This window comes from Paramuribaculum intestinale, assembly GCF_003024925.1.
GTDB classification, from domain to species: Bacteria; Bacteroidota; Bacteroidia; order Bacteroidales; family Muribaculaceae; genus Paramuribaculum; species Paramuribaculum intestinale.
Genome location: NZ_PUED01000183.1, coordinates 1 through 4,493 on the forward strand (window position 1 = coordinate 1; position 4,493 = coordinate 4,493).

Sequence of the window (4,493 nt, forward strand, 5' to 3'; positions counted from 1 at the left end):
ATGCACCTGTGGAGACGACGCCGGCCTTACCGACCGGCAATGGCGGCGCATGATACGCCGCAGAGGATGGAAGGCGGTCGGAACGTGGTCGGTCACAATGCCGAACACCTACGTGACACTACCCGGATTTGACGTCGACTCCCCCGCCCTGGCCTCACGCAAGCTTGAGGCTGCAGCCGCCCGCATTGCCGACATTGCGAGAGGCATACGCCATCACGCCCGCGTCGACGACGTAGTCCGTGGCACACTGCCATGGCTCAAATCACGCATAATCTATCCGTTGTTCCGGCGCTTCATGATCTCGCCACGACCCTTCAACACATCGCCAGACTGCACCTCCTGCGGCCTATGCGCGCGCAAATGTCCCATGGGCAACATTACCATGACGCCCGGCCACGGACCGGAATGGGGCACAGACTGTGCCTTCTGCCTCGGATGCTATCACCGGTGCCCGGTTCATGCCGTGAACTACGGCCGGGCCACTGCCTCTAAAGGGCAGTATCATTCACCGGAGAGTCTGCCGTGATCTCAGCAGCCTCTGCATTTTTCTTTTCCGAGGCACGCCTGCGGGCCTCCTTGATCTTGATCTTGTCAAAACCCTTGCCATACACGCCGTTGACATTCGACTGAGTGATGAACGCATCCTCGTCGATACTCTTCACTATTCGGAATATCGTCACCGATTCTATCTTGCGGCACATCACCAGAAGCATCTTCACCTCATGTTTCGTATACCATCCGGTGCCGTTTATCACCGTGCAGCCACGGTTGGCCTCATGACTGATCGCATCGGCGATCCTCTCCCAGTGGCGGGAGAAGATGGTAAACTGAACGGCCTGACGATTGGTATCAATCACCATATCAGCCAGATAAGCCGTTATCACAAGCACAATAAAACCATACACCACCTTGTCGACATTATGGAATATCAGGAACGATGACGATATAATGCACATATCGCAATAAAGCATCGTTCGGCCGATACTGGTGTTGGACGACTTGCTCACCATCGCGGCTATGATATCGGTGCCGCCGGTAGAACCGTTGTGCACAAACACCATGCCTATGCCAACACCGCAAAGTATGCCGCCTATGATCACATTCATAAACGTCTGCTGGGCAACAAGAGGCTCCGGAAACAACGGAGTCAGCACACCGATGAACAAGGATATCACCGTGGCACCGAAAATGGTACGTATGACAAACTGACGGCCCACGCCCTTGAACGCCATGGCCAGCAGCAGCAGATTGGTGACATATTGCGTCACAGCTACCGGCACACCCTTGCCGAACAACATTTCCGTGATAAAATATATCAGCGTGCCAAAACCGGCCAGGCCTCCGATCACCACCTTTTCAGGAAATATGAACGCCGAAAAGCCGAAGGCATACAAAAATATGCCAAGCACAATGAAAACATAGTCGCGGATCGACACCCAGATCTTGTTTGCAGTGAGATGCATGATATTGCGATTGATGACAGGTTACGTTATATACCTCAGCAGCTATGGCACATCAATAAAGACAAAGCCATACGCCAAATCCGCAACAAAATTAAATCATCCCGACATTCTATCAAAAAAATCTCCACTCTTTTTTTTCACACTCTTTTTCAAAACAAAAAAATTTATGCCCCAAAAAAACGACAGAGCCATGTGGCATCCCGCCACATGGCTCTGTTTAATAATGTAAGCGTCAGAATGATTCAGATTGCGGAATGCATTCCGTAAACGCCCGCTCTTTTTCCCGTTTTGGCAGTCAGCCAAGCCTCACAGTTCAAAGCAGGCTTACCGACCGACGTATAAATTCGTTGAGATCCTGTCCTTTCAGAAGGCCGTTGGCCAACAGAGCCAGATCGATTGTCTGCTTGACGAGAGGATTCGACTTGGCGTAAACCTCGATTATCTCCTGCTCTTCCTTGCGGTCATGCTCCACCGCCTGCTCCAGTTCAGTCACCTTGCCCTGCTGCTCGTCGGTAAGCTTCGAATCCTTGGCCGAGTCGCGTATCGACTTGATTTCAGCATTCTTTTCGCTGATGTTTTTGTCAAGTGGATCTATGCGGGCATTCAGTTCCGACTCAGTCGACTCCATAATGCGCTTCACCACCGGACTCTCCGTGTTGACGATCAGATTATAGCTGTCGGGGAGATCGCCGTAGAAGCTCATACCGGGCTGCATGGCCGCCATATCCTTCATTCGGCGCATATACTCGTTCTGAGTGATCATTACCGGATTCGCATCAGCATTCAGAGCCTCGAACGACACGATGAACTCAGCCTTCTCCACCTTCGGGATCTGACACTTGAAAAGCGTGCTCATCATGTCGCGCTGCAACGGAGTCAGATCGGCCGCCTTGCGGTCGCTCTTCGGTATCAGATTCTCCACCACGTCGGAGTCAACCCTGACAAAACGGCTCTTCTCGATCTTGCTCTCCAGCATGCCTATGAAATGACTGTCGAGCTGACCGTCCATCACAAGCACGTCATACCCCTTTTCCGTAGCCGCATGTATGTAGGCATACTGAGCCACCCGATCGGTCGTGTAGAGATACACCACATTGCCGTCCTTATCGGTCTGCTGACCCTCTATCAGAGTGCGGTATTCCTCAAGCGTATAGAATTTGCCCTCGGTATCCTTCACAAGGCAGAACTTCATCGCCGCCTCGCAGAATTTTTCATCCGTCAGCATTCCATACTGGATGAATATCCTGATGTCGTCCCACTTGTTCTCGAAGTCCTGACGGTCGGCCTTGAAGATCTCTTCCAGACGCGACGCCACCTTCTTGGTGATATATCCGGAGATCTTCTTCACCGCCGTATCCGACTGCAGATACGAACGCGACACATTGAGCGGTATGTCGGGGGAATCTATCACACCCTGCAGAAGCATCATGAAGTCAGGCACCACGCCCTCCACCGAATCGGTCACATACACCTGATTGCAGTAGAGCTGTATGCGGTTTTTGTTCACCTCGAAGTTGTTTTTGATCTTCGGGAAAAACAACACACCGGTAAGCGTAAACGGATAGTCGACATTCAGATGTATCCAGAACAGAGGATCTTCCTGACCCGGATACAGCTGGTGGTAGAAATTGCGGTAGTCCTCGTCGGTGAGGTCGGCCGGCTTTTTGGTCCATGTCGGCTCGGTGTCGTTAACCACCTTGTCACGGTCGGTATCCACCATCTTGCCGTCCTTCCACTCCTGTTCCTTGCCCGACACCACAGGCACTGGCAGGAAGCGGCAGTATTTTCTCAACAGCGAGTCTATTTCACTCTGCTGCAGGAAATTTTTATTCTCGTCATCGATATGCAGTATTATATCGGTGCCGCGTTCGGCCTTGTCGGTTTTCTCCATCGTGAATTCAGGCGAGCCGTCACATTCCCACCTTACGGCCTCCGCACCCTCTTTGTACGACAGCGAACGGATCTCCACCTTCTTGGCTACCATAAACGCCGAGTAAAACCCGAGGCCGAAATGACCGATTATGGCATTGGCGTTGTCCTTGTATTTCTCAAGAAACTCTTCTGCCCCCGAAAATGCTATCTGATTGATATATTTATCTATATCCTCAGCCGTCATACCTATGCCGTGGTCGCTCACTGTGAGAGTGCCGGCATCGGCGTCGACACTCACCTTCACCTTCATGTCGCCAAGCTCACCCTTGAACTCTCCGAACGACGACAGAGTGCGCAGCTTCTGGGTGGCGTCGACTGCATTCGACACCAGTTCACGCAGAAATATTTCGTGATCGCTGTAGAGAAATTTTTTGATTACGGGGAAGATATTTTCGGTAGTTACCCCGATTTTACCTTTTTGAGTATCCATAGATTCTTGTAAGATTTATTTCTAAATAACAATACTGCAAAAAAAATGCCACGCCTGAAGCGTGACATTTTGTGATTATTAACTGACATTTTGTCAATCGCCCGATGGCAGTGCCGCCGGCCTGACGGCTTCCGGAAGGGCATCCGTGACACTGATAGTCGTCGTACCCTTCTCTTTGTCGAGCCCTACCGTTATCGAAGCGCCACGATGCAGCTCGCCGTCGATAATGAATTCGGCAAGCTCATCCTCTACATACTTCTGAATAGCCCGTTTGAGCGGACGCGCTCCGAACTGAGGGTCATAGCCTCGCTCGGCCACAAACTCCTTGGCTTCATCCGTCAGCGTCAGCGTGTAGCCAAGCTCAGCCACCCGACGGTAGAATCCCGCCAGTTCTATATCAATGATCCTGAATATCGCCTCTTTCGATAGCTGATCGAACATCACTATGTCGTCCACACGATTGAGAAATTCCGGCGAGAAAGCCTTGTTGAGAGCCTTGCGCAGCACTCCATGGCTATACTCCTTGTCGACCGCCTGAGTATTGAATCCCACGCCCGATCCGAAATCCTTAAGCTGCCGCGTGCCGATATTCGAGGTCATGATTATCAGCGTATTCTTAAAATCAACCCTACGCCCGAGACTGTCGGTCAGACGTCCTTCGTCCATCA

Annotated in this window: 4 protein-coding genes; 1 reads left to right on the forward strand and 3 read right to left on the reverse strand. The window is 51.6% G+C overall.

What is annotated here, in order from left to right; all coding sequences use genetic code 11:
* Nucleotides 1-526 (forward strand): EFR1 family ferrodoxin (locus tag C5O24_RS14075; RefSeq protein ID WP_205961098.1); only part of this gene is annotated, 526 nt, incomplete at its 5' end.
* Here the strand turns inward: C5O24_RS14075 and C5O24_RS11005 are convergent.
* The 3 genes from C5O24_RS11005 to C5O24_RS11020 all read right to left on the reverse strand — a co-directional run.
* A complete protein-coding gene (locus C5O24_RS11005; protein ID WP_107035095.1) occupies nt 489-1,463 on the reverse strand; it encodes a YitT family protein in 975 nt (324 codons plus the stop codon). The two genes, C5O24_RS14075 and C5O24_RS11005, sit on opposite strands and share 38 nt — an antisense overlap.
* A gap of 313 nt (nt 1,464-1,776) precedes the next feature.
* On the reverse strand, nt 1,777-3,825 hold the full coding sequence (gene htpG / locus C5O24_RS11015) for a molecular chaperone HtpG (RefSeq protein WP_107035097.1): 2,049 nt from the start codon (nt 3,823-3,825) through the stop codon (nt 1,777-1,779).
* A gap of 93 nt (nt 3,826-3,918) precedes the next feature.
* A partial coding sequence (locus C5O24_RS11020; protein ID WP_133165548.1) for a ClpB D2-like domain containing protein occupies nt 3,919-4,493 on the reverse strand: 575 nt, incomplete at its 5' end.

Excerpts from the sequence above, each read along its gene's own strand:
- C5O24_RS11005 (WP_107035095.1), bottom strand. The coding sequence starts at position 1,463 with ATGCATCTCACTGCAAACAAGATCTGGGTGTCGATCCGCGACTATGTT.
- htpG (WP_107035097.1), bottom strand. The coding sequence starts at position 3,825 with ATGGATACTCAAAAAGGTAAAATCGGGGTAACTACCGAAAATATCTTC.